The organism is Burkholderia metallica (assembly GCF_902832845.1).
GTDB classification, from domain to species: domain Bacteria; phylum Pseudomonadota; class Gammaproteobacteria; order Burkholderiales; family Burkholderiaceae; genus Burkholderia; species Burkholderia metallica.
On record NZ_CADFDB010000003.1, the window covers coordinates 557,574 to 583,905 of the forward strand.

Genomic DNA, 26,332 nt, shown 5'->3' on the forward strand with positions numbered 1-26,332 from the left:
TTGGCTGCACCGAACGCGGGTCAGGCGAAGGCCGTCTGCATGTCGAACGCGAAGCCCTTCGGCGCGGCTTGCGGATCGTCGAACGTGACGATCTCGTACGCGTCTTCGTGCGCGAGCAGTTCGCGCAGCAGCGCGTTGTTCAGCCCGTGGCCCGACTTGTACGCCGTGTACGACGCGAGCAGCGGATGGCCGATCACGTACAGATCGCCGATCGCGTCGAGCATCTTGTGCTTCACGAATTCGTCGTCGTAGCGCAGCCCGTCGTTGTTCAAGATGCGGTACTCGTCGAGCACGATCGCGTTTTCCATGCTGCCGCCGCGGGCGAGGCCCATCTCGCGCAGCATCTCGGCCTCGTGTGCAAAGCCGAACGTGCGCGCACGCGCGATCTCGCGCACGTACGAGGTATTCGCGAAATCGACCTCGAGCTCCTGGCCGGTCTTGTCGACGGCCGGGTGACGGAAGTCGATCGAGAATTTCAGCTTGAAACCGAAGTACGGATCGAGACGCGCGAACTTGTCGCCGTCGCGGATTTCGACCGTCTTCTTCACCTTCACGAAGCGCTTCGGCGCGTTCTGCTCCTCGATCCCGGCGGACTGGATCAGGAACACGAAGGTCGCCGCGCTGCCGTCCATGATCGGGATTTCCTCGGCCGTCACGTCGACGTAGAGGTTGTCGATGCCGAGGCCGGCACACGCCGACATCAGGTGCTCGACGGTCGACACGCGCACGCCGTCCTTCTGCAGCACCGACGCGAGCCGCGTGTCGCCGATCGACGTCGCCGCGGCCGGAATGTCGACGGGCGTGGGAAGGTCGACGCGCGTGAAGACGATGCCCGTACCCGGCGCGGCAGGACGGAGCGTCAGCTCGATCTTGCGGCCCGAGTGGACACCGATACCGACGGTCTTCACGATGGACTTGATGGTGCGCTGCTTCAGCATGATGTTCTTCGTCTTGATTGAAGATATCAATCAGGAGTTATATTCGATAGGGGAGATTATAGCGTAATTCCCTATTCAACGTTGTTCGATACTGCGTATCAATCTGTTTCGACTGTTTACCCGCGCCGATACGGGACGGGCCGATGCCCGGAACGGAGGCGTTTCCGGTCATCAGCCCGTGTTACAACTGCCCTGAGGCAGGTGAGCAGCGTTGCCGGAAGGCAACGGCGCACCGCACGATCAGGACGTCAACGTCGCGAGAACACTCGCCGCATCGCTCACTTCGAATTTGCCCGGCGCCTCGACGGCCAGCGTCTTGACCACACCGCCGTCAATCACCATCGCGTAGCGCAGGGAACGGATTCCCATGCCACGCGCGGACAAATCCTGCGTCAGCCCCAGCGCATGAGTGAAAGCCGCGCTGCCGTCCGCCATCATGCGCACCTTGCCCGCGGTGTGCAGATCACGTCCCCATGCGCCCATCACGAATGCGTCGTTGACGGACACGCACCAGATCTCGTCGATACCCGCCGCGCGCAGTTGCTCGGCGTGTTCGACATAGCCCGGCACATGCTGTGCCGAGCAGGTCGGCGTGAAAGCGCCCGGCAATCCGAAGATCACCACCCGCTTTCCCGCAACCTGATCGCGCACGCTGTAAGCGTTCGGCCCCAGCGTGCACCCTTCGCGCGCGTCGTCGATGAACTCGAACAGTTGCGCGTCGGGCAGCGCGTCGCCCACTTGAATCATGGCTGGTCCCTCATAGCGATACGGTTTTTCAGCGTGTCGCGGACAGCACGTCCCACCCCGCCTCGCTCACGCGAAGAGGGCACGTTTCCCGGCCCGGCGTCGCAGCCGACGCGGCCTGTCGTGGTCCGTAGCATCCGTCACGCCGGCGATACCGCGGCAGTTTCGCCGCGGCTTCGCCTGTGTTTGCGTCAGTCGGCCTGCTTGCGCAGGAAAGCAGGGATGTCGTAGGTGTCGACACCCTTCTCCTGCAGCGCCTGCACGTGCGATGCCGCGGTTTCGCGCGAATTGCGCCACACCGCCGGCGTATCGAGCGCGCCGTAGTCGGCCGTGCTGACGTGCGGCTGCGCATAGCCGTGCGACACCGCGCTGACCGGCTGGTTGTCCGTACCGGTGCGCAGCAGCGTCATCGGAGCCGATTGCTGCTTCTTCGCCGCACGGCCCAGACCCGTCGCCACGACCGTCACGCGCAGTGCATCGCCCATCGCGTCGTCGTACACCGCACCGAAGATCACCGTGGCATCTTCCGCCGCGTAGCTCTTGATCGTGTTCATCACTTCGCGCGTTTCCGACAGGCGCAGCGAACGGCTCGACGTGATGTTGACCAGCACGCCGCGCGCGCCCGACAGATCGACGCCTTCGAGCAGCGGGCTCGCCACGGCCTGTTCCGCCGCGAGGCGTGCGCGATCGACGCCGGCAACCGTCGCCGTGCCCATCATCGCCTTGCCCTGCTCGCCCATCACCGTCTTCACGTCTTCGAAGTCGACGTTCACGAGGCCGTCGACATTGATGATTTCAGCGATGCCTGCCACCGCGTTGTTCAACACGTCGTCCGCGCACTGGAAGCACTTGTCCATCTCGGCGTCGTCGCCCATCACGTCGAACAGCTTGTCGTTCAGCACGACGATCAGCGAGTCGACGTGATCCTCCAGTTGCTGCGAGCCGGCTTCAGCGACGCGCATGCGCTTGCCGCCTTCGAACTCGAACGGCTTGCTGACGACACCAACCGTCAGGATGCCCATCTCCTTCGCGATCTGCGCGACCACCGGGGCCGCGCCCGTGCCCGTGCCACCGCCCATGCCGGCCGTGATGAACACCATGTGCGCGCCGCGCAGTGCGTCGGCGATGCGCTCACGCGCCTCTTCCGCTGCCGCACGACCCATTTCCGGCTTCGCACCGGCGCCAAGACCCGTGTTGCCGAGCTGGATCACCGACGATGCGCGCGAACGCGACAGCGCCTGTGCATCCGTGTTCATCACGATGAAGTCGACGCCCTGCACGCCACGGTTGATCATGTGCTGGACGGCATTGCCGCCAGCGCCGCCAACGCCGACCACCTTGATGATGGTGCCGTTGGTTTCGGTTTCCAGCATTTCGAATTCCATTGTTGCCTCCGTCAAGAGAATGACTGCTACTCGGCCGTTATTCGGCAGGAGATCGGGCAACCCCCTGTCGCGCGCCAGCCGCCGGCACCAGCGCGAATTTCGATTCTGTTCGGTTCGTCAGAAGTTGCTCAGGAACCATTCCTTCATCCGCGAGAACACCTGCCCCGCGTTGCCGGACTGCACGGCGACCTTGCGGCCGCGCATGCGCTGAGCGCTGCCTTCGACGAGCAGCCCCATCGCCGTCGAGTAGCGCGGATTGCGCACGACGTCGGCGAGGCCACCTGCATACTCCGGCGCGCCGATGCGCACCGGTTTCAGGAAAATGTCTTCGCCGAGCTCGACCATGCCGGGCATCATCGATGCACCGCCGGTAATGACCACGCCGGAGCTCAGCAGTTCTTCGTAACCCGATTCGCGCACGACCTGCTGCACGAGCGAGAACAGTTCCTCGACGCGCGGCTCGATCACGGCCGCAAGCGCCTGGCGCGACAGCGTGCGCGGGCCGCGTTCGCCGAGGCCCGGCACTTCCACCATTTCGTCCGGATCGGCGAGCGCCTGCTTCGCGATCCCGTAGCCGACCTTGATGTCTTCCGCATCCGGCGTCGGCGTGCGCAGCGCCATCGCGATGTCGCTCGTGATCTGGTCGCCGGCGATCGGAATCACCGCGGTGTGACGAATCGCGCCTTCCGCGAAGATCGCGATGTCCGTCGTGCCGCCGCCGATGTCGACCAGCACCACGCCGAGATCCTTCTCGTCCTCCGTCAGCACCGCCAGCGACGACGCGAGCGGCTGCAGGATCAGGTCGTTCACTTCCAGCCCGCAGCGGCGCACGCACTTGACGATGTTCTGCGCGGCGCTCACCGCGCCCGTCACGATGTGCACCTTCACTTCCAGCCGGATGCCGCTCATCCCGATCGGCTCGCGCACGTCTTCCTGGCCGTCGATGATGAATTCCTGCGTGAGAATGTGCAGCACCTGCTGGTCGGTCGGGATGTTGATCGCCTTCGCGGTCTCGATCACGCGCGCGACGTCCGTCTGCGTGACCTCCTTGTCCTTGATCGCGACCATCCCGCTCGAGTTGAAGCTGCGGATGTGGCTGCCCGCGATCCCCGTGAATACGTTGGTGATCTTGCAGTCGGCCATCAGCTCGGCTTCCTCGAGCGCGCGCTGGATCGACTGCACAGTGGCCTCGATGTTGACCACCACACCTTTCTTCAGACCCTTCGACTCGCTCTGGCCGAGACCGATCACCTCGTAGTGGCCTTCGCCCTTCAGCTCGGCGACGATGGCCACCACCTTCGACGTGCCGATGTCGAGGGAAACCAGCAGATCCTTGTAGTCTTTGCTCATAAAGTGCTCTTGCGTGTGATCTCTCGTTACTTCTTGCGCTTGTCGGTATCGGTCAGGAACCGCATGCCTGCCGCGCGAATCGCGAATCCGTTCGGATAGCGCAGGTCCGCGTACTCGATGTCGTTGCCCCAACGCTCCGTGACGGCCGGCCAGGCCGCGACCAGGCGCTGGCTCCGGTCATGCAGCGATTCGCTGTTGCGTTCCTTGCCCAGCTCGACCTGCATCCCGTTCGACAGCTTCACCGTCCACGCGTACCGCGCCGACAGCGTCACTTCTTCCGGCGCCGCCTTCAGCGGCGCAAACCATTTCCCGAAGTCGCGATACCGCGTGACGACTTCCTTCGCACTGCCCTCCGGGCCGTCGAACGCCGGCAGCGCCTGATCGAGCTCGCCCTGGTTCGCGGTGAACAGCTCGCCGTCGACGCTCACGAGCTGGTCGCTGCCCCAGGTCCCGAGCGGTTTGTACTCCTCGAGCGTGACAGCCAGCGCATTCGGCCACACCCGGCGCACGCTCGCGTGACGCACCCAGGGCATCTGCTCGAACGCGGCGCGCGCCGCATCGAGATCGACCGTGAAGAAATTGCCCTTCAGCCGGCCGACCACGCCCGCACGCACCGTCGGCGAATTGATGTGCTCGGTGTCGCCGTCGATCCGGATTTCCCGCAACGCGAACATCGGGCGCTGGATCAGCCAGTAGCAACCGGCCGCCGCCAACACGAGCAGCAGCAGCGCGTACAGCGCGCTGGCGGCAAGGTTGAGTTGGCGAACGTTGTTCCACATACGTCGTTCCGTTCCTGCGTCAGTCGTTGAGCGTGAGCGACAGCACCTTCACGACCAGCTCCGAATAGCTGATGCCGACCGCGCGCGCGGCCTTCGGCGGCAGCGAGTGGTCGGTCATGCCCGGCGCGGTGTTCACTTCCAGGAAATACGCGTTGCCGTCGGCGTCGAGCATGAAATCCGCGCGGCCCCAGTCGGTGCAGCCGAGCACGTCGAACGCGCGCCGCGCGATGCGCTTCAGCTCCGCTTCCTTGTCGGCCGGCAGCCCGCACGGAATCAGGTATTGCGTGTCGTCGGCGATGTACTTCGCGTGATAGTCGTAGAACTCGCCGGCCGGCACGATCTTGATCACCGGCAGGTCGAGATCGCCGGCGATGCACGCGGTGTATTCGCCGCCGCCCTCGATGCTCTTCTCGACGATCACAATCGGGTCGTGCGTCGCGGCTTCCTCGAGCGCGGCCGGCAGAGCGTCGGCCGTCTTCACCTTCAGCACCGCGACGCTCGAGCCTTCGCTCGCCGGCTTCACGAACAGCGGCAGGCCCAGCTTCGCGACGATGTCGGTCGCGCGCGCGGCCAGGTCGTCGCCGCGCATCACCGTCTCGAACGGCGGCGTCGGCACGCCCGTCTGCTGCCACACGAGCTTCGTGCGGAACTTGTCGAGGCCGAGCGCCGATCCGAGCACGCCGCTGCCCGTGTAGCGAATGCCGTAGAAATCGAGCGCGCCCTGGATCTGGCCGTTCTCGCCGTAGCCGCCGTGCAGCGCGTTGAACGCGCGCACGAACCCTTCTTCCTTCAGCGCGGACAGCGGCCGCTCGGCCGGGTCGAACGGATGCGCATCGACGCCCGCGTCGCGCAGGCCCTGCAGCACGAGGCGGCCCGAGGTGAGCGACACCTCGCGCTCGGCGGATTCGCCGCCGAACAACACCGCCACCTTGCCGAAACGTTTCGGATCGATCCCGCTCATGTCATGCCTTCTGTTGAATGTGTTGCGCGACCTTCGCCGGCACGCCGCCGATCGAACCCGCGCCCATCGTGATCACCACGTCGCCGTCCTGCGCGACCTTCGCCAATGCGTCCGGCACGTCGTCGACCGTCGCGACGAACACCGGGTCAACCTTCCCGACCGCGCGCAGCGCACGCGACAGCGCGTCGCCGCTGGCCGTCGAGATCGCCGCTTCGCCGGCCGCGTAGACTTCCGTCAGCACCAGCGCATCGACCGTCGACAGCACGTTGACGAAATCGTCGAAGCAGTCGCGCGTGCGCGTGTAGCGGTGCGGCTGGAACGCCAGCACGAGACGGCGGCCCGGGAACGCGCCGCGCGCGGCCGCGATCGTCGCGGCCATCTCGACCGGGTGATGGCCGTAGTCGTCGATCAGCGTGTAGCGGCCGCCGTCCGCGGTCGGCACGTCGCCGTAGCGCTGAAAGCGCCGGCCGACGCCGTTGAATTCCGCCAGCGCCAGCTGGATCGCGTCGTCCGACACGCCGAGATCGGTCGCGATCGCGATCGCCGCGAGCGCGTTCTGCACGTTGTGCAGGCCCGGCATGTTCAGCACGATCGCGAGCGGCGCGCGCCCTTCGCGGATCACCGTGAAATGCATGCGGCCGTCACGCGCGTCGATGTCTTCCGCGCGCACCTGCGCGTCCGGCGACAGCCCGTAGCGCACGACCGGCTTCGAGATGAACGGGATGATCTGCCGCACGTTCGGATCGTCGACGCACACGACCGCGCTGCCGTAGAACGGCAGGCGCTGCGTGAATTCGATGAACGCCTGCTTGAGCCGCGCGAAATCGTGGCCGTAGGTGTCCATGTGGTCGGCGTCGATGTTCGTGATGACTTCGATCACCGGATACAGGTTCAGGAACGACGCGTCCGACTCGTCAGCCTCGGCGACGATGAAGTCGCCCGTGCCGAGCCGCGCGTTCGCGCCGGCGCTGATCAGCCGGCCGCCGATCACGAAGGTCGGATCGAGCCCGCCCGCGGCGAGCACGCTCGCGACGAGGCTCGTCGTCGTGGTCTTGCCGTGCGTGCCGGCGATCGCGATTCCCTGCTTCAGGCGCATCAGCTCCGCGAGCATCACCGCGCGCTGCACGATCGGCACGCGCTTCGCGCGCGCGGCCAGCACTTCCGGGTTGTCCGAGCGCACGGCCGTCGACACGACGACCGCGTTCGCGCCCTCGATGTTCGCCGCGTCGTGGCCGATCGCGATCCGTGCGCCGAGCGCCTGGAGACGATCGGTCACCGCGTTGCGCGACAGGTCGGAGCCGCTGACCGCGTAGCCGAGGTTGACGAGCACTTCGGCGATGCCGCTCATGCCCGCGCCGCCGATCCCGACGAAATGAATGTGTTTGACGATGTGTTTCATGTCAGCCTCCGCCGGGCCGCTCCGTGCTTCGATGGAAGCGCCCGCGGGAGACGGGGGGGCTGAGCCCGCCCGAGCGAACGAAGTGAGCGTGGGGGTTGTTTCATTTCAGTGTTTCCAGGTTCGCGCCGGCCGCCTTCGCGCACACGCGCGCGACTTCGTCGGTGGCCTCGGGCTTCGCGAGCGAGCGCGAACGTTCCGCCATGTCCGCGAGCGATGCCCGCGACTGGCCGCGCAGCCAGTCGGCGAGCAGTTCCGCCGACAGGACGCGTTGTTGCACCAGCACGGCCGCGCCCGCATCGGCGAGGAACGCGGCGTTGCTCGTCTGGTGATCGTCGACCGCGTACGGGAACGGCACGAACAGCGCCGCCACGCCCACCGCCGCGATCTCCGACACCGTCATCGCGCCCGACCGGCAGATCACCAGATCCGCCGCCGCATACGCGGCTGCCATGTCGTCGATGAACGGCACGAGCCGCACGTTTTCGCCGGCCGCGAAACCGGCCGCTTCGTAATTCGCCTTCAATGCGTCGATGTGCTTCGCGCCGGCCTGGTGCACGACGCGCGGGCGTTCGCCCGGCGCCAGCAGCGCCAGCGCGCGCGGCACGACTTCGTTCAGCGCGGCCGCCCCGAGGCTGCCGCCGACGACCAGCACGTTCAGCGGGCCGCTGCGCGACGCATAGCGTGCTTTGGGCGCTTCCGTGCCGGCAAGTTCCGCGCGAATCGGGTTACCCGTCCATTCCGCGTGCGGCAGCGCGCCGGGGAACGCGACGAGCACGCGTTTCGCGAATTTCGCGAGCACCTTGTTCGTCAGGCCCGCGATCGAATTCTGTTCGTGCAGCACGAGCGGACGCCCCGACAGCGCGGTCATCACGCCCGCCGGGAACGTGATGTAGCCGCCCATTCCGAGCACGACGTCGGGCCGCACGCGCCGCAGCGCGGCAAGGCTCTGCCCGCATGCGCGCAGCAGGTTGAACGGCAGCGTCAGCTTGGTCTTCAGGCCCTTGCCGCGCAGCCCGCCGAACCGAACGTACTCCATCGGAATGCCGTGCTTCGGCACGAGCGTCGCTTCCATGCCGGCCGGATTGCCGAGCCAGACGACGCGCCAGCCCGCCGCTTCCATCCGGTGCGCGACCGCGAGCCCCGGGAACACGTGGCCCCCGGTGCCGCCTGCCATCACCATCAGCGTGCGTTGCGACGCGGTCATACCTTCCCTCCGCGCATCAGCACCCGGTTTTCGTAGTCGACCCGCAGCAGCACCGCGAGCGCGACGCAGTTCAGCAGAATGCCCGAACCGCCGTAGCTCACGAGCGGCAGCGTCAGGCCCTTGGTCGGCAGCAGCCCGAGGTTCACGCCCATGTTGATGAAGGTCTGCGCGCCGAACCAGATGCCGATACCCTTCGCCATCAGGCCCGCGAACGTGCGATCGAGCGCGAGCGCCTGGCGGCCGATCTCGAACGCGCGGCGCACGATCCAGTAGAACAGCAGGATCACGACCAGCACGCCGACGAAGCCGAGCTCCTCGCCGATCACCGCGAGGATGAAGTCGGTATGCGCTTCCGGCAGGTAGTTCAGCTTCTCGACGCTGCCGCCGAGGCCGACGCCGAACCACTCGCCGCGGCCGAACGCGATCAGCGAGTGCGTGAGCTGGTACGCCTTGCCCTGCGCGTAGCGCTCGTCCCACGGATCGAGGTACGCGAAGATCCGCTCGCGCCGCCACGGCGACAGCCACACCAGCATCGTGAAGGTGCCGATCGCCGTCGCGACGAGGCCGCCGAACAGCTTGCCGTTCACGCCGCCGAGGAACAGCACGCCCATCGCGATCGCGGCGACCACCATGAACGCGCCCATGTCCGGCTCGAGCAGCAGCAGCGCGCCGACCAGGCCGACCGCGAACGCCATCGGCAGGAAGCCCTTCGCGAAGCTCTGCATGTACTCCTGCTTGCGCACCGTGTAGTTCGCCGCGTAGATCGTCACCGCGAGCTTCATGATTTCCGACGGCTGCATGTTCGTGATGCCGAGCGGAATCCAGCGGCGCGCACCGTTCACGCCCTTGCCGACGTGCGGGATCAGCACGATCACGAGGCCGACCAGCGCGATCAGGAAGAGCTGCGGCGCGTACTTGTCCCACGTCGACACCGGCACGCGGAACGCGATCACCGCCGCGACGAAGGCGACCGCGAGCGAAATGCAGTGGCGCATCAGGAACGCGTAATCGTGATACGACGCGTATTTCGGCGAATCGGGCATCGCGATCGACGCCGAATACACCATCACGACGCCCAGCCCGAGCAGCGCGATCGCGACCCACAGCAGCGAGTAGTCGAAGTCGAGCATCCGCGAACGGCTCGGGCGCACGCCGTTGACGACGCTCGCGAGGCCGCCCGTCGCGGCGCGCGTGGCCGATGCGACGCGGCCGCCCGCGGCATTGCCGCCGGTGTCGCGCCGGTCGTTGAAACGGGAGACGAGGCGATCGGACCAGCTCATGGCGTCGCTCCTTTGTCGATGGCGATTTCGTCGACCGCCGCGCGGAACACTTCCGCGCGATGGGCGTAGTTCCTGAACATGTCGAGGCTCGCGCACGCGGGCGACAGCAGCACCGCATCGCCCGGTTCGGCGAGTTCGGCCGCCGCGTGCACCGCGCCTTCGAGCGTCGCGTGATCGACGAGCGGCACGCCCGTTTCGGCGAGCGTGTCGCGGATCGCCGGGGCGTCGCGGCCGATCAGCATCACCGCGCGGCACCAGCGCGCGACCGGCGCGACCAGCGGCGCGAAGTCCTGGCCCTTGCCGTCGCCGCCGGCGATCAGCACGGCCTTCTGCGCCAGCCCGTCGAGTGCGGCCACCGTCGCGCCGACGTTCGTGCCCTTGCTGTCGTCGACGTAGTCGACGTCGTCGATCGTCGCGATCACTTCGACGCGATGCGCTTCGCCGCGGTATTCGCGCAGCGCATGCAGCAGCGGCGCAGCCGGCAGGTCGATTGCGCGGGCGAGCGCGAACGCGGCCAGCGCGTTCGCGGCGTTGTGCAGCCCGCGGATGCGCAGCGCGTCGGCCGGCATCAGGCGCTTCTGCGCGATGTCGGGCGTATGCGCGGCGTCGCGCTTGCGCCGGCGGGTCGTCGGCGCCGCTTCGTCCGGCGCGTCGCGATCGATGGCTTCGACCAGCCACGCGATGCCGTTGTCGCGCGACAGCCCGTAGTCGCCGTCCTGCACCGGTTCGTTCAGCCCGAACGTGACCGTGCGCGGCGCATCGGCCGCGCCGGCTGCCGGCGCGAATTTCATCACCGCCGCATCGTCGCGGTTCAGCACGCGCGTCGTCGTCGCGCCGAAGATCCGGCCCTTCGCTTGCGCATACGCGTCGAAGCTGCCGTGCCAGTCGAGGTGGTCCTGCGTGATGTTGAGGATCGCGGCCGCATCGGGCGCGAACGTGCGCGCGGTTTCGAGCTGGAAGCTCGACAGTTCGAGCACCCACACGTCGGGCAGCGCGGTTTCGTCGATCGCGTTCGCGAGCCGGTCGAGCATCGCCGGGCTGATGTTGCCCGCGATCGCGACCTTCTTGCCCGAGCGCTGGCACAGCAGGCCCGTGAGGCTCGTCGTCGTGGTCTTGCCGTTGGTGCCGGTAATCGCGAGCACCTTCGGCTGGTAGCCGCTCGTGCCGAGCGCGCGCAGCGCCTGCGCGAAGAATTCCAGTTCGCCCCACACCGCGATGCCGCGCTCGTTCGCGGCCGCGACCAGCGCCGCGAGCGCCGGCTCGAGCAGCGACAGCCCGGGGCTCAGCCCGACGATCTCGACGCCGCCGTCGAGCAGCGCGGGCGTGAACGCCCCGCCGACGAATTCCGCATCGATGCCTTCGGCCTGCAGCGCGGCAAGGTTCGGCGGCGCCTCGCGGGTATCGGCAATGCGCAGCCGGCACCCGTGCCTCGCGCACCATCGCGCGATCGCGAGACCCGATTCCCCGAGCCCCAGTACGAGCACCATCGGCCGTTGCCGATCTCCAAACATCTCGCCAGACATCCTTGTTACCTTTCCTTTACCGCAGCTTGAGGGTGGTCAGACCGAACAGGCACAGCATCAGCGTGATGATCCAGAAACGCACGACCACCTGCGTTTCCTTCCAGCCGGACAATTCGAAATGGTGATGCAGCGGCGCCATCTTCAACAGGCGGCGCCCTTCGCCATAGCGCTTTTTCGTGTACTTGAACCACGAAACCTGCAGCATCACCGACAGCGTTTCCGCGACGAAGATGCCGCCCATGATGAACAGCACGATTTCCTGGCGCACGATCACCGCGACCGTGCCGAGCGCGCCGCCGAGGGCCAGCGCGCCGACGTCGCCCATGAACACCTGCGCGGGGTGCGTGTTGTACCAGAGGAACGCGAGCCCTGCCCCGCCCATCGCGGAACAGAAGATCAGCAGTTCGCCCGCGCCCGGGATGTGCGGGAACAGCAGGTATTTTGAATAGACCGCGCTGCCCATCACGTACGCGAACACACCCAGCGATGCGCCGACCAGCACGACCGGCATGATCACGAGACCGTCGAGGCCGTCGGTCAGGTTCACCGCGTTGCTCGCGCCGACGATCACGAAGTAGGTCAGCACGATGAAGCCCCATACGCCGAGCGGATAGCTGATCGACTTCAGGAACGGCAGCATCAGGTCGGCGCGTGCCGGCAGGCCCATCGACAGCCCGCTCCTCACCCACGCCATGAACAGGTCGAACACGCGCACGTTGTTCGCCTCGGACACGCTGAACGCGAGGTACACGGCCGCGAACAGCCCGATCACCGATTGCCAGAAATACTTCTCGCGCGACGACATCCCGCGCGGGTCCTTGTGAACGACCTTGCGGTAATCGTCGACCCAGCCGATCACGCCGAAGCCGAACGTGACGAGCATCACGATCCAGATGAAACGGTTCGTCAGGTCGCCCCACAGCAGCGTCGCGACCGCGATGCCGATCAGGATCAGCACGCCGCCCATCGTCGGCGTGCCGGACTTGACGAGGTGGGTCTGCGGGCCGTCCTTGCGCACGGCCTGCCCGACCTTCATTTGCGTCAGCTTGCGGATCACCCACGGTCCGCACACGAGCCCGATCCCGAGCGCGGTGATGGTGGCCATCACCGCACGGAACGTGAGGTACGTGAACAAGCGCAAAAAGCTTGCGTCGCCTTGCAGCCATTGCGCCAGCGCCAGCAGCATGCTTCCTTCCTTCTACTCAGTGTGCAGCGGGCGTCGTGCCCGCTGCGGGTTGGTTCGTCAGCGCGTCGACCACGCGCTCCATCTTCATGTACCGCGAGCCCTTCACGAGCACCGTCGCCTGCGCGCCGTAGCCCGCCGCGAGCAGCGCGCCGACCAGCGCGCCGACGTCGTCGAAATGGCGTGCCGTGTCGCCGTACGCCGTGCAGGCGTCGCGCGACGCGTCGCCGAGCGCGAACAGCGCGTCGATCCCGCGCTCGCGCGCATAGGCACCGACTTCGCGATGGAAGGCCGGACCTTCGTCGCCGACCTCGCCCATGTCGCCGATCACCAGCACGCGCGGCGCCGGTTGCGCGGCGAGCACGTCGATCGCGGCGCGCATCGAATCGGGATTCGCGTTGTACGTATCGTCGACGATCGTGGCACCCGCGAGGCTGCCTGCGATCGCCTGCTTCACCTGCAGCCGGCCCTTGACCGGCTCGAACGATTCGAGGCCCTGCTTGATCGCCGACAGCGCGACGCCGGCGCCGAGCGCCGCGGCCGTCGCGGCCAGCGCGTTGCGTGCGTTGTGCTCGCCGAGCGCGCGCAGCCGCACCGCGACGGCGCCCGCGGGCGTATCGATCGCGAGTTCGCCGCCGTGAAGACGGCCCGTGACCTGCGCGTCGTTCTGCCGTTGGGCATCGTGCAGCGCGAAATCGAGGATCCGGCTGCCGGTCGCCGCGACGCGCCAGATGCCCGCATATGCATCGTCGGCCGGGAACACCGCAACGCCGTCCGGCGGCAGCGCGTGAATCACGGCAGCGTGTTCGAGCGCGACGGCTTCGACCGTCGCCATGAACTCCTGGTGCTCGCGTTGCGCGTTGTTGACGAGCGCGACCGTCGGCGCCGCGACGCGCGCGAGAACGTCGGTTTCTCCCGGGTGGTTCATCCCGATCTCGATCACCGCGAGACGATGCGCGGCCGACAGGCGCAGCAGCGTCAGCGGCAGACCGACGTCGTTGTTCAGGTTGCCGGCCGTCGCGAGCCGCGCGTCGGCGCCGACCGCCGCCTTGAAGATCGACGCGATCATTTCCTTGACGGTCGTCTTGCCGTTGCTGCCCGTCACCGCGACGAGCGGCAGCGCGAATCGTTTGCGCCAGCCATGCGCGAGAGCGCCGAGCGCGGCACGCGTCTCGCCGCCTTCGATCGCCGGCATCGCGACACCCGCCGGCACGTGCGCGACGAGCGCCGCGGCCGCACCGCGTGCGGCAACGTCGCCGAGGAAGTCGTGCGCGTCGAAGCGCTCGCCTTTCAGCGCGACGAACAGGTCGCCGGGGCCGACCGTGCGGCTGTCCGTCGACACGCGGTCGAACGTGACGCCCGCGTCGCCGTGAACGGTTGCGCCGGGAATCAGGCGAGCGGCTTCGCCGAGACTGAGCATCGTCATTCGGCGCCTCCCTTGCCTTGCGTCGCACGCGCCGCGAGCGCGAGCCGCGCGTGATCCTGGTCGGAGAACGTACGCTTCTTGCCCATGATTTCCTGCGTGGCCTCGTGGCCCTTGCCGGCCAGCACGACGACGTCCTCGCGTGCGGCGCCGCGCACGGCCTGCAGGATCGCGCTCGCGCGATCCTCGATACGGCGCGCGTGATCGGGCGCGGTCATGCCCGCGACGATCTGGTCGATGATGCGCTGCGGGTCCTCGCTGCGCGGGTTGTCGCTCGTGACGACGGTTTCATCGGCGAGCCGCTCCGCGATCGCGCCCATCAGCGGGCGCTTCGTCGCATCGCGATCGCCGCCGCAGCCGAACATGCAGACAAGCCGGCCACCGCGCGCGGCGGCGATCGGGCGCAGCGCGTCGAGCGTCTTTTCGAGCGCGTCGGGCGTGTGGGCGTAGTCGATCACGACGAGCGGTTCGTCGTTCTGCAGCCGGCCGCCGAGCCGCTGCATCCGCCCGTTGACGGGCTCGAGCCGCGCGATCTCGGCGAGCGCCGCATCGAACGGCACGTCGGCCGCGAGCAGCGCGCCGAGCACGGCAAGCAGGTTGCTGACGTTGAACGTGCCGAGCGTATCGACCTCGACGTCCGCGTCGCCCCACGACGAACGCAGGCGGAACGCGGTGCCGGTCGCGGTGGCGCGCACGTCGATTGCGATCAGTTCGCGATCGGCGTCGGGCGCCGGGGCATCGCCGATTCCGTATGCGATCGTGCGCACGCGGCCGGCGAGCTTCTCGAGCAGGCGCCGGCCGGCTGCGTCGTCGCGATTGACGACGGCCGCGCGCAGGCCGCGCCACGCAAACAGCTTCGCCTTCGCGGCCTCGTACGCGTCGAACGTGCCGTGATAGTCGAGGTGATCCTGCGTGAGATTCGTGAATACCGCGATGTCGAACGCCGTACCGTTCACGCGCCCTTGGTGCAGCGCATGCGACGACACCTCCATCGCCACGGCCTTCGCGCCCGCGTCGCGCAATTGCGCGAGGCTGCGCTGCAGCTGCGACGCGTCGGGGGTCGTGAAACCCGTCGGCACGAGCTGGCCGGGCATCCCGGTGCCGAGCGTGCCGATCACAGCGCACGGCTCGTGCAGCGCCGTCAGCGCGGCGGCGATCCATTGCGTGCACGAGGTCTTGCCGTTCGTGCCGGTCACGCCGATCGCGAGCAGGTTGTCGCTCGGATCGCCGTACCAGCCGCTGGCGATCTCGCCGGCGAGCTGGTCGAGTGCCGGCACCGCGAGCGCGACGGGCACGGCCGGCGCGGCGGCCAGCCCTTCCGGCTGATACAGCACGGCGGCCGCACCGCGTGCGACCGCGTCGGCGACGAAGCCGCGATTGTCTGCCCCGTCGACCGCATACGCGACGAACACGTCGCCAGCCTTCAGGCTGCGCGTGTCGGCATGCAGTTGCGCTGCGGGGGCCACATGCTGACGCAGCCACGCGAGCGCGGCTGCGATCTGCTGATGCGCCGGATGGGAACTGCGGGCGGCGCTCATCGAACAACTCCTGGTGAATTACGCGTCGTGCTGGACACGATCATATGCTTCGCACCGCCACCCGAGGCCAGCTTTTGCGGCCCCGTTGCGGCAGGTGCTGCCGGCGAATCGTCAGACACGACGAGCTGCTTGATCGGCATGTTCGGCGGCACGTTCAGCGCACGCATCGTGTCGCCGGCAATCGCCGAGAATACGGGGCCGGACACCTGGCCGCCGAAGTGGCTGCCGGCGGTCGGCTCGTCGACCGACACCGCGACGACGATGCGCGGATTCGGCATCGGCGCCATCCCGACGAACGACGCGCGGTACTTGCGCGTGTAGCCGTGGCCTTCATGCTTGTACGCGGTACCGCTCTTGCCGCCGACGCGATAGCCCGGCACGGCCGCATCCGGCGACGTGCCGCCCGGCGCGACCACCGTCTCGAGCATCGCGCGCACTTCGCGCGCGGTGGTCGGGTTGAACACCTGCGTGCCCACGATCGGCTGGTTGGGGTCGGTCTTGAAAATCGTCACGGGCATCAGCTCGCCGTCGTGCGCGATTGCCGTGTACGCACGCGCGAGCTGGAACAGCGACACCGACAGGCCGTAGCCGTACGACATCGTCGCCTGCTCGATGCGGCGCCAGCTCTTCCACGGACGCAGGCGGCCGGCCACCGCGCCCGGGAAGCCGACCTTCGGCGCCTGGCCGAGACCGATGCTGGTATACATATTCCACATTTCCTCGGGCCGCATCGTCATCGCGATCTTCGTCGCGCCGATGTTGCTCGACTTCTGGATCACGCCGCCGACCGTCAGCGTGCCGAAACCCGCGTCGTCGGTGATCGGCGCGCCGTCGAGCACGAAATGCCCGTTGCCCGTCTCGACGAGCGTATTCGGCGTCACGCGGTGCAGGTCGAGCGCGAGCGACACCGTAAACGGCTTCATGATCGAGCCCGGCTCGAACACGTCGGTCATGATCCGGTTGCGCAACTGCTCGCCCGTCATGCGCGAGCGGTCGTTCGGGTTGTACGTCGGGTAGTTGACGAGCGCGAGCACCTCGCCGGTACGCACGTCGACGACCATCGCCGCGCCGGCCTTCGCCTTGAACTTCTCGACGGCGGCCTTCAGGTTCGCGTACGCGATGTACTGGATCTTGCTGTCGATCGACAGGTCGACGTCGGTGCCGTTGTGCGGCGGAATCTGTTCGGCGACGTCCTCGACGATGTGCCCCATCCGGTCCTTGATCACGCGGCGCATGCCCGACGTGCCGGACAGCATCTTCTGGTCGCCGAGTTCAACGCCCTCCTGCCCTTCGTCCTCGACGTTCGTGAAGCCGATCAGGTGGGCGGTGATCTCGCCTTCCGGATAGAAGCGCTTGTATTCGTTGCGCTGATAGATACCGGGAATATCGAGCGCAGCGACCTTGTCCGCGACGTCGATCGGCACCTGGCGCTTCACGTAGACGAAACCCTTGTCTTCGGACAATTTCACGCGCAGTTCCTTCGGCGTCATGCCGAGGAGCTTGCCGAGCTGGTTGACCTTGTCGGCGTCGAGATCGTCCGGTACCGCGTCGGGAATCGCCCAGATCGCGCGCACGGGCAGGCTCGTCGCGAGCACGAGCCCGTTACGGTCGAGGATCTTGCCGCGTGTCGCCGGCAGTTCGATCGTGCGCTGGTAGCGGCTTTCGCCCTGCTTCTGGTAGAACGCGTTGCCGGGCCCCTGGATCCAGAACGCACGCGCGGCCAGCGCGACGAACGCCATGAACAGCAGGAATACGACGAGCTTCGAGCGCCACATCGGCAGATGCACGCCGAGCACGGGGCTCGACGAGAACTTCACGTTCTGGCGCTTCGGGGACGGCTTCATCGCGCGCCCCCCTTGCCCTTGCCGACGGTGTCGGCCGAAGCCGGGATCGGCGCATCGATCGCCTTCGCGGCGCCCGGCGGCAACGTCAGGTATTGCGTGCGGCCGGTCGTGATCGGCTGCATCTTCAGCGAATCGTTCGCGAGCTGCTCGATGCGCGACGTCTTCGACAGCGCGCTCTGCTGATACTGAAGCTGCGCGTAGTCCTGCTGGAGCTGACGCTCCTGCGACTGCGCACGCTGCAGCTGGATGAAGATCTGGCGCTGCTGGTTCGTCGAGTTGACGACCGACAGCGCGCAACCCATCACGATGATCAGCAGGAAGATGTTGAAGCGGCTCATGGCGTGACGCGCTCCGCGATGCGCATCACGGCCGAGCGGGCGCGCGGATTCTCCGCGATTTCCGTTTCGCTCGGAAACTGGCGGCTGACAATCCTGAGCGGCGGGCTCGGCAGGTCGACGGCACGGATCGGCAGGCGACGATCGACCGCAGGCGCACTCGCGTGCGCCTGCATGAATCGCTTGACGATCCGGTCCTCGAGTGAATGAAAGCTGATGACCACCAGCCGCCCCCCTTGCTCCAGCAACGACAGTGCCGCGTCTAGTACGACTTGCAGGTCCGCAAGCTCTTGATTGACGTGAATCCGTATAGCCTGAAAGGTGCGGGTTGCCGGATCCTTGCCCTTCTCACGGGTTTTGACGACGTGACCCACGATTTGGGCAAGCTCGCCCGTGGTGTCGAGAGGCCCAAGACGGTCGGACTCTGCCCGGCGAGCAACAAGCGCCTTTGCAATCTGAAAAGCAAACCGTTCTTCCCCATAATCCCGTATCACCTCCGTCAATTCCTGCACCGAAGCCCGTGCGAGCCATTCCGCCGCCGACTCGCCGCGCGTCGGATCCATCCGCATGTCCAGCGGACCATCGGCGCGGAAGCTGAAGCCGCGCGCCGGATCGTCCACCTGCGGCGAGGACACGCCCAGGTCGAGCAACACCCCCGACACCTTCTCGACGCCGCGCGCCGCAAGCGCGTCGCGCATCGACGCAAAGCTGTCATGCACGATCGAGAAGCGCGCATCCTCGATGCCCTGCGCCGTCTCGATCGCGCGCGGATCCTTGTCGAACGCGATCAGCCGCCCGGCCGGCGCCAGCCGCGCGAGCACCGCGCGGCTATGGCCGCCGCGCCCGAACGTGCCGTCGACGTACACGCCGTCCGGCCGCGTCACGAGCGACTCGACCGCTTCATCCAACAGCACCGTCCGATGCCGCAATTCGTTTCCCATCGCGGGCGTCTCCGTCACCGCAATCAGAACGTGAAATTCTTCAGCGCGTCGGGCATGCCCTGCGCCATCGCTGCCTGCTCCTTCGCGTTGTAGGTCTGCGAATCCCACAGCTCGAAGTGACTACCCATTCCCAACAACATGACTTCCTTTTCCAGTCCGGCTGCCATGCGCAGCTCCGGCGATACGAGAATCCGGCCCGCGCCGTCGAGATCGACGTCCATCGCATTGCCGAGAAAAATGCGCCGCCACCAGTGCGCGTCCATCGGCAGCGCGGCGATCTTGGCGCGGAATACTTCCCATTCAGGGCGCGGAAACAGCAACAGGCAGCCGTCCGGGTGCTTGGTCACAGTCACCCGTCCTTCTGCCTGTCCTTGCAGCGCTTCGCGATAGCGAGCCGGCACCGACATCCGCCCTTTCGCATCGAGCGTCAGCGCCGACGCCCCTTGGAACACTTTCCGCTCTCCCGTTCAGGGCACCGAAGCACCCGCTCCATGCTGAGAATTTAGCCGGAATAGCCCGCCAAATCACACAAAAATACACTTTCTCACACTGTCTCCCACTTTAGAGGAAGGGTGTGGCACGGTCAAGGGAGCGGCCCGCTTTTTTGACGAATTTTGTTAGTTAGAACAAGGACTTACGCGCACATGCTCATACGGCCCCTCATCCCAAAAACCGTTATAAATGAATGAGCTAGTGCAACTTGTGAAGGTGATACGTGAGAAAGGCGAGCCAGACGGGTGTGTGGGCGGGGCTTTCGGGGGCGGGAAAACGAGGAATAAACGGGCGGTATCGGCGGCGGGGAACCCGGGCGACGTCACACGTCGCCCGAGTGTGGACCTCACAGATAGTATGCAGTGCTCGTCATGACTTTCGATGCAGCGCGCATCAGCATTCGCGCAGGGAGCGGCAGTTCGATCCCGCCCGCGTCGGCCGCGGCCTTGCCGTGCTTCACTTCGTCGAGCCGCATCTGGTCGACGATCGCACGCGACGCGGTATCCGTCGCCGGCAGCTCGGACATATGGCCTTCGAGATGGCTCTCGACCTGCCGTTCGGTCTCGGCCATGAAGCCGAGGCTGACCTTGTCGCCGAGCGCGCCGGCCGCCACGCCGATCGCGAGCGAACCCGCATACCACAGCGGGTTCAGCAGGCTCGGACGCGAGTCCAGCTCCTTCAGGCGATGCGCGGTCCACGCGAGGTGGTCCTCCTCCTCGCGCGCGGCTTCCTCGAACATCGTCTTCGCCGACCCCGTGCGCGCGGTGAGCTTCTGCGCCTGGTAGAGCGCCTGGGCACAGACCTCGCCGACGTGGTTCACGCGCATCAGTCCGGCCGCATGCTTACGCTCCGCCGGCGTCAGTTCGACGGCCGGCGCGTCGGCCGGCGCGGGCACCGGGCGGCTCATCCGGCTAATGCCGGTCAGCGATCGCAGGCCGCGATCGAATTCGCTGATCAGTTCATCAAACACCATCCTGTTCTCCTGGCTGCAGGTGCTGCCGCGAGCGGCAAGGGCACGAGTCCGCTGCGTAACCGACTTGATTATTCAGCGGAAATTGCGGTTAACCCGTGATTTTAACCATTGTTGCATAAAGGAAACATGGCGGCCTTGAGCTGCGGCATTTCGCTTTGTGGCAAAAACCGGTTTTGCTACATTACGTGCGACTTCTTGCGAAGTTGATGGGGCCCGTCAACAGAACATAACTATCCGCCCCGCCAGAAAAATTCAGTGATTCTTGGAGATCCGTTAATGAAAAAGTCGCTTCTCGCGCTCGTCGCGCTGGGCGCGTTCGCTGGCGCTGCCCATGCGCAAAGCAGCGTGACGCTTTACGGCATCATCGATGAAGGCCTGCTCTTCAACAACAACGCAGGCGGCAAGCACCTGTACAGCATGGCCAGCGGCGTGATGCAAGGCAGCCGCTTCGGTCTGCGCGGCACCGAAGATCTCGGTGGCGGCCTGAAGGCGATCTTCACCCTCGAAAACGGTTTCGACGTGAACAGCGGCAAGCTCGGTCAGGGCGGCCTGATGTTCGGCCGTCAGGCTTACGTCGGCCTGTCGAGCAACTTCGGTACGGTCACGCTGGGTCGTCAGTACGACTCCGTCGTCGACTTCGTCGGCCCGCTCGAGGCAGGCGACCAGTGGGGCGGCTACATCGCCGCTCACCCGGGCGACCTCGACAACTTCAACAACGCCTATCGCGTGAACAACGCGGTCAAGTTCACGAGCGCGAACTACGGCGGCCTCACGTTCGGCGGCTTGTACAGCTTCGGCGGTCAGGCGGGCCAGTTCTCGAAGAACCAGGTCTGGTCGCTCGGCGCAGGCTACACCAACGGCCCGTTGGTGCTGGGTGTCGGCTACTTGAACGCACGTACGCCGAACCAGTTCGGCGGCATGTTCAACAACGGCTCCGCGTCGTCGTCGGTTTCGTCGCCGATCTACGGCGGGTACGCGAACAACGCGAACACGTACCAGGTCATCGGTGCAGGCGGCGCCTACACGTTCGGCGCAGCGACGATCGGCGCGACGTACTCGAACACGAAGTTCAAGGGCTTCTCGGCAGGCCCATTCGTGAACCAGACCGCGACGTTCAACAACGGCGAAATCAACTTCAAGTATCAGCTGACCCCGGCGCTGATTCTCGGCGCAGCGTACGACTACACGCAAGGCAGCAAGATCGACGGCAATTCCGCAGCCAAGTACCACCAGGGCTCGCTGGGCGTCGACTACTTCCTGTCGAAGCGCACGGACGTCTACGCGATCGGCGTGTATCAGCATGCATCGGGCAACGTGCTCGACGCGAACGGCGACATCCTGAAGGCAACGGCAGCGATCAACGGTCTCGCAGGTTCGAGCACCAGCAACCAGGTCGCAGCACGCGTCGGTATCCGTCACAAGTTCTAATCAGCTTGCCTGACAAGCCGCAGCATATTGAAGGCGCCTTCGGGCGCCTTTTTCTTTGGGCGTTCGTGCGCCCGGCACGGGCACATTCCTGCGCGTGAATGTCTGGCCGTGAGTCGACCACGGCGAATGAAGCGAAGCGCAACCGCGTGACGGTGGGCGTCTGGCAGGAAGGTCGGCGGATCGGTCAGCATCGCGCCGGAATTTGACCGCTCGGCGCAGGATGTACAACGCCAACCCTCAAAAACAAAAATGCCGTTCAGCTGCTTGGCTGAACGGCATGACGGCGCGAGCCGTGCTTTTTCTTTCGGTCGACCGCGCCGTTACGCGCGTCCGTCGCGCAGTTCGCGCCGCAGGATCTTGCCGACGTTCGTCTTCGGCAGCTCGGTACGGAACTCGACCAGCTTCGGCCGCTTGTAGCCGGTGAGCCGCTCCTTGCAGTACGCGAGGATGTCCTTGTCGGTGAGCGCCGGATCCTTCTTCACGACGAACAGCTTCACCGCTTCGCCGGAATGCTCGTCGGGTACGCCGACCGCCGCCACCTCGAACACGCCCGGATGCGACGCCACGACGTCCTCGACCTCGTTCGGATACACGTTGAAGCCCGATACGAGGATCATGTCTTTCTTCCGGTCCACGATCTTCACGTAACCGCGCGCATCCATCACGCCGACGTCACCCGTCTTGAAGAAGCCGTCCGCGAACATGACCTTCGCGGTCTCGTCCGGCCGGTTCCAATAGCCTGCCATCACCTGCGGCCCGCGAATGCAGATTTCGCCCGGTTCGCCGAGCGCGACGTCGTTGCCGGCATCGTCGCGAATCACCACTTCGGTCGACGGCAGCGGCAGGCCGATCGTGCCGCTGTATTCGGTCGCCGTCACCGGGTTGCAGGTCGCCACCGGCGACGTTTCGGACAGCCCGTATCCTTCGATAATCGCGGTATGGCTCTTTTCATACCAGCGTTTCGCGACGCCTTCCTGGATCGCCATGCCGCCGCCGTTGGCGATCACGAGCTTCGACAGGTCGAGCTGATTGAAATCGGGGTGGTTCAGCAGTGCGTTGTACAGCGTGTTGACCGCGGGAATGGTCGAGATCTGGTAGCCCTTCAGTTCCTTGATCATGCCGGCGATGTCGCGCGGGTTCGGGATCAGGATGCCCATGCCGCCCGTGCGCATCGTCAGGAAACCGCAGACGGTCAACGCGAACACGTGGTACAGCGGCAGCGCGACAACGGTCACGAACTGTTTCACGTCCGGATATTTCTCGTGAGCCGGCTGGTGCCAGGCACCCGCCTGCAGCACGTTCGACACGATGTTCCGGTGCAGCAGCGTCGCGCCTTTCGCGACGCCGGTCGTGCCGCCCGTGTATTGCAGGAACGCGACGTCGTCGGGACCGATCTTCTGCGCGTTGAAAGTCTGGCGCGCGCCTTCCGACATCGCGGCCTTGAAACGCGTGAACGACGGCAGCTGCCACGCAGGCACCATCTTCTTCACGTTGCGCACGACGTAGTTGACGAGCCATCCCTTGATGCCCAGCAGATCGCCCATCGATGCGACGACGACATGCTTGACGCCCGTATTCGCGATGACGGCCTGCAGCGTCGACGCGAAATTCTCGAGGATGACGATCGCTTCCGCACCGCTGTCCTTCAGCTGATGTTCGAGCTCGCGCGGCGTGTAGAGCGGATTGACGTTGACGACGGTGTAGCCCGCGCGCAGTACCGCGGCGATCGCCACCGGATACTGCAGCACGTTCGGCATCATGATCGCGACGCGCGCCCCGCGCGCCAGCCCGCGCGATTGCAGCCATGCGCCGAACTGGCGCGACAGCGTGTCGAGTTCGCCGTACGTGATGCCCTTGCCCATGCAGACGAACGCCGTGCGGTCGCGATACTGGCGGAAGCTTTCGTCGAGCAGGTCCGGGACGGAAGGATAAGGAGACGCGTCAATTTCGGCTGGAACGCCGGGCGGGTACGATTTCAGCCAAATTTTGTCCATACTGCGCGTCTCCTCACAGATTTTCGAATGGTCGTGCTAAAACGCATCGTAACGGCTCGCACGTCCCGAGACAACAGGGTTAGATGTCCACTTCGAACTTCCGTGGAAATTCGTCCGATCATACGGCGATATTCGATCAAATGCGTTCAACTTCCACAAGGCAATCGTAGAACGTCGCCGAGTTGCCGAGATCGGTGAGCGCCTGGCTCGTCACCTCGTTCGCGTTTCTGCCGTCCGGCGACAGCTTTTTCCACCAGATCGACAACCCGACGACGAGCCCGGCACGTGCGCGATCGGTAATTCTCGCGCGGGCCTGCATCGATCCGCGGTCGTTAAAGATGCGTACGACGTCACCGTCGGCAATGCCGCGCGCCTCGGCGTCGAACGGATGGATGTCCAGATGCGGCTCGCCTTCGGTATGACGCAGGCTGTCGACGTTCACGAACGTGCTGTTCAGGAAGTGGCGGGCCGGCGGCGAAATCATCGAGAGCGGATATCGCGCGGCGAGCTCCGGGGCCGCCTCGGCCGATTCGAACGGCGGCAGGTAGTCGGGCACGGGGTCCGCGCCCATCTGCTCGAGCCTGGGGCTATGGAACTCGCACTTGCCCGACGGCGTACGGAAACCGCCGTTTGCAAAGGGCGCCTCCGGCAGCTTCAGCTTCAGCCAGCCGGCGCGCTTCAGCGTGTCCCAGTCGCTGTCGAGCACCGGATCGTCCCAGCGAAGCGCCGCGCGCGCGACCTCTTCGTCGCTGTGATAGAGCGCGGGCTCGTCGAGCCCCATGCTGCGCGCGATGCCGCGGAAGATCTCCGTATTCGGCCGCGCGTCACCCACCGGCGGAATCGCGGGCAGGTTCGCCATCACGTAGGTGTGACCGTACGATTTGTGGATGTCCAGATGCTCGAGTTGCGTGGTCGCCGGCAACACAATGTCTGCGAAATCGACGGTATCTGTCTTGAAGTGCTCGAGAACGACCGTGAACAGATCGTCACGCGCGAACCCTTGCGCGACCTTCGAAGAATCCGGCGCAACGGCCACCGGATTCGAGTTGTAGACGATCACCGCTTCGACTTTCGGCCCGAAGGTGGCATCGCCGGGGTGCAGCAGCGCGTCACCGATCGCGTTCATGTTGATGATGCGCGGCAGCTTGTGCGGCCAACCGGGCATCAAGTCCGGGCGCAACAGCGCCGCCTGGTTCACCGGCGCGGATTCCGACAACGAGAGCAACAGGCCGCCGGCCCGGTCCCGCCATGCGCCCGTCAGCGCCGGCAGACTTGCAATCGCGCGTACCGCGTTCCCGCCGCCGCGCACGCGCTGCATGCCGTAGTTGAGGCGGATCGATGCCTTGCGGGTAGCGCCGTAACGACGCGCAAGGTCGATCAGCTCCGACGCGTCGATACCGCAGATCTGCGCAACGCGTTCCGGCGGGTAGGACATCGCCCGCTCCTTGAGCGCGTCGAAGCCGAGCGTATGGTTGGCAATATAGTCGTGATCGAGCAGGTTCTCGGTAATCAGCACGTGCATCATGCCGAGCGCGAACGCGCCGTCGGTGCCCGGTTTCAACGCGATGTGCTGGTGACACTTCTCCGCCGTCAGCGAACGGTACGGATCGATCGCGACAAGGCGCGCGCCCCGGCGCTTCGCTTCCTGCGCACGCGTCCAGAAGTGCAGGCTCGACGCGATCGGGTTTGCTCCCCAAATCAGAATCAGTTCGCTTTCCTCGAAATACTCGAGGTGCATGCCGAGACTGCCGCCATAGGTGTAACGCAATCCGGCTGCCCCGGCGGCCGCGCAAATTGCGCGCTCGAGCCGCGAGGCGCCGAGCTTGTGAAAGAACCGCTGGGCGATGCCTTCCCCCTGCACGAGCCCCATCGTGCCTGCATAGCTGTACGGCACGATCGCTTCCGGCGCGCGCGCCACGATTTCACCGAGACGACGACCGATCTCGTCGAGCGCTTCATCCCAGCCGATCGGTACGAAGCGCCCTTCCCCTTTCGCGCCGATGCGCTTGAGCGGAACGGTGAGGCGGTCGGGGTGATGAACGCGCTCGGCGTATCGGCTGACTTTCGTGCACAACACGCCTTGTGTCGGCGGATGGTCGGGATCGCCCGTGACCTTGATCGCTCTGCCGTTTTCGACGGTCACGCGCATTGCACACGTGTCCGGACAATCGTGCGGGCAAACGGCCCGGGCTACCTGTATGGCGGCGTTCATCGTTTTGAGTGCGGAGGTGGGGATTCGCAAATTTTACGTGGACACGCCGTATCAAGCGTTTATTTCGTGCGATCGAAAGCGGTTGGTGGAGGTGGAGGCGTTTCGATTGTTGGATGCGTGTCTGTCGGGGAGCGCGCGGAAGCGCTATCGACGGCTAACGTGCCAGCTCCGCGTCGGTGGCAATGTCCTGGCGCATCTGCAAAATGCTGCTGCATGCATTTCCATCGCCGAAATGCAAAAACCCCCGCCTGTTCGAGCGGGGGTTTCTGGCTTAGGGAGCCTGACGATTACCTACTTTCACACGGGAATCCGCACTATCATCGGCGTAGAGTCGTTTCACGGTCCTGTTCGGGATGGGAAGGGGTGGGACCGACTCGCTATGGTCATCAGGCAAAGAGGGTTGTTG

Annotated in this window: 21 protein-coding genes and 1 rRNA gene; 1 reads left to right on the forward strand and 21 read right to left on the reverse strand. The window is 65.9% G+C overall.

Annotated elements, in window-relative coordinates:
• Positions 1-20: 20 nt before the first annotated feature.
• The 18 genes from lpxC to coq7 all read right to left on the reverse strand — a co-directional run bounded on the left by lpxC (position 21) and on the right by coq7 (position 20,292).
• Positions 21-938, reverse strand: a complete 918-nt coding sequence (lpxC, locus tag HWX08_RS12700) for a UDP-3-O-acyl-N-acetylglucosamine deacetylase (protein ID WP_069255685.1) — start codon at positions 936-938, stop codon at positions 21-23.
• A 240-nt stretch (positions 939-1,178) separates the two neighbouring features.
• Positions 1,179-1,685, reverse strand: coding sequence for a peroxiredoxin (locus HWX08_RS12705; RefSeq protein WP_011544504.1), 507 nt, complete (start codon positions 1,683-1,685; stop codon positions 1,179-1,181).
• Between the two features lie 188 nt (positions 1,686-1,873).
• Entirely contained in the window at positions 1,874-3,067 is a 1,194-nt protein-coding gene (gene ftsZ / locus HWX08_RS12710; protein ID WP_069255684.1) for a cell division protein FtsZ, read from the reverse strand.
• Positions 3,068-3,184: 117 nt separating this feature from the next.
• Complete coding sequence (gene ftsA / locus HWX08_RS12715) at positions 3,185-4,417, reverse strand: cell division protein FtsA (RefSeq protein ID WP_059500905.1); 1,233 nt, start codon at positions 4,415-4,417, stop codon at positions 3,185-3,187.
• 26 nt (positions 4,418-4,443) lie between these two features.
• Positions 4,444-5,196: a cell division protein FtsQ/DivIB gene (locus HWX08_RS12720; protein ID WP_069255683.1), complete on the reverse strand. Its 753-nt coding sequence runs from the start codon at positions 5,194-5,196 to the stop codon at positions 4,444-4,446.
• 19 nt (positions 5,197-5,215) lie between these two features.
• Positions 5,216-6,157 carry a D-alanine--D-alanine ligase gene (locus HWX08_RS12725; protein WP_069255682.1) on the reverse strand — a complete coding sequence of 314 codons (942 nt, stop codon included), beginning with the start codon at positions 6,155-6,157 and terminating at the stop codon, positions 5,216-5,218.
• 1 nt (position 6,158) lies between these two features.
• Positions 6,159-7,556, reverse strand: a complete 1,398-nt coding sequence (gene murC, locus HWX08_RS12730; RefSeq protein ID WP_069255681.1) for a UDP-N-acetylmuramate--L-alanine ligase — start codon at positions 7,554-7,556, stop codon at positions 6,159-6,161.
• Positions 7,557-7,656: 100 nt separating this feature from the next.
• A complete protein-coding gene (gene murG, locus HWX08_RS12735; protein WP_174921820.1) occupies positions 7,657-8,760 on the reverse strand; it encodes an undecaprenyldiphospho-muramoylpentapeptide beta-N-acetylglucosaminyltransferase in 1,104 nt (367 codons plus the stop codon).
• A complete protein-coding gene (gene ftsW / locus HWX08_RS12740; RefSeq protein WP_069255679.1) occupies positions 8,757-10,040 on the reverse strand; it encodes a putative lipid II flippase FtsW in 1,284 nt (427 codons plus the stop codon). Before ftsW ends, murG begins: the two co-directional genes overlap by 4 nt.
• Positions 10,037-11,551 (reverse strand): UDP-N-acetylmuramoyl-L-alanine--D-glutamate ligase, encoded by a 1,515-nt coding sequence (murD, locus tag HWX08_RS12745; RefSeq protein WP_174921821.1) that lies wholly within the window; start codon positions 11,549-11,551, stop codon positions 10,037-10,039. The genes ftsW and murD overlap by 4 nt, the downstream gene beginning before the upstream one ends.
• A gap of 28 nt (positions 11,552-11,579) precedes the next feature.
• A complete protein-coding gene (gene mraY, locus HWX08_RS12750; protein ID WP_006477019.1) occupies positions 11,580-12,749 on the reverse strand; it encodes a phospho-N-acetylmuramoyl-pentapeptide-transferase in 1,170 nt (389 codons plus the stop codon).
• Positions 12,750-12,765: 16 nt separating this feature from the next.
• Complete coding sequence (locus tag HWX08_RS12755) at positions 12,766-14,172, reverse strand: UDP-N-acetylmuramoyl-tripeptide--D-alanyl-D-alanine ligase (RefSeq protein ID WP_069255677.1); 1,407 nt, start codon at positions 14,170-14,172, stop codon at positions 12,766-12,768.
• Positions 14,169-15,707 carry a UDP-N-acetylmuramoyl-L-alanyl-D-glutamate--2,6-diaminopimelate ligase gene (locus HWX08_RS12760; protein WP_174921822.1) on the reverse strand — a complete coding sequence of 513 codons (1,539 nt, stop codon included), beginning with the start codon at positions 15,705-15,707 and terminating at the stop codon, positions 14,169-14,171. The genes HWX08_RS12755 and HWX08_RS12760 overlap by 4 nt, the downstream gene beginning before the upstream one ends.
• Entirely contained in the window at positions 15,704-17,551 is a 1,848-nt protein-coding gene (locus HWX08_RS12765) for a peptidoglycan D,D-transpeptidase FtsI family protein (RefSeq protein WP_107310086.1), read from the reverse strand. The genes HWX08_RS12760 and HWX08_RS12765 overlap by 4 nt, the downstream gene beginning before the upstream one ends.
• Positions 17,548-17,889 (reverse strand): cell division protein FtsL, encoded by a 342-nt coding sequence (gene ftsL, locus HWX08_RS12770; protein WP_069255674.1) that lies wholly within the window; start codon positions 17,887-17,889, stop codon positions 17,548-17,550. Before ftsL ends, HWX08_RS12765 begins: the two co-directional genes overlap by 4 nt.
• A complete protein-coding gene (rsmH, locus tag HWX08_RS12775; RefSeq protein WP_069255673.1) occupies positions 17,886-18,827 on the reverse strand; it encodes a 16S rRNA (cytosine(1402)-N(4))-methyltransferase RsmH in 942 nt (313 codons plus the stop codon). Before rsmH ends, ftsL begins: the two co-directional genes overlap by 4 nt.
• Before the next feature lie 23 nt (positions 18,828-18,850).
• A complete protein-coding gene (mraZ, locus tag HWX08_RS12780; RefSeq protein WP_069255672.1) occupies positions 18,851-19,279 on the reverse strand; it encodes a division/cell wall cluster transcriptional repressor MraZ in 429 nt (142 codons plus the stop codon).
• Between the two features lie 386 nt (positions 19,280-19,665).
• Positions 19,666-20,292, reverse strand: coding sequence for a 2-polyprenyl-3-methyl-6-methoxy-1,4-benzoquinone monooxygenase (gene coq7 / locus HWX08_RS12785; RefSeq protein ID WP_174921823.1), 627 nt, complete (start codon positions 20,290-20,292; stop codon positions 19,666-19,668).
• A 276-nt stretch (positions 20,293-20,568) separates the two neighbouring features.
• Between coq7 and HWX08_RS12790 the strand changes: the two genes are divergently transcribed.
• The gene (locus HWX08_RS12790; protein WP_069255670.1) at positions 20,569-21,720 is read left to right on the forward strand and encodes a porin; all 1,152 of its coding nucleotides are present in this window, start codon (positions 20,569-20,571) and stop codon (positions 21,718-21,720) included.
• Between the two features lie 320 nt (positions 21,721-22,040).
• Here HWX08_RS12790 and HWX08_RS12795 read toward each other — a convergent pair whose 3' ends face one another.
• The 3 genes from HWX08_RS12795 to rrf all read right to left on the reverse strand — a co-directional run bounded on the left by HWX08_RS12795 (position 22,041) and on the right by rrf (position 26,317).
• Positions 22,041-23,714 (reverse strand): long-chain fatty acid--CoA ligase, encoded by a 1,674-nt coding sequence (locus tag HWX08_RS12795; protein WP_174921824.1) that lies wholly within the window; start codon positions 23,712-23,714, stop codon positions 22,041-22,043.
• Between the two features lie 136 nt (positions 23,715-23,850).
• On the reverse strand, positions 23,851-25,926 hold the full coding sequence (locus HWX08_RS12800) for a molybdopterin-containing oxidoreductase family protein (RefSeq protein ID WP_174921825.1): 2,076 nt from the start codon (positions 25,924-25,926) through the stop codon (positions 23,851-23,853).
• Positions 25,927-26,204: 278 nt separating this feature from the next.
• Positions 26,205-26,317, reverse strand: a 5S ribosomal RNA gene (rrf, locus tag HWX08_RS12805).
• Between the last annotated feature and the right edge of the window lie 15 nt (positions 26,318-26,332).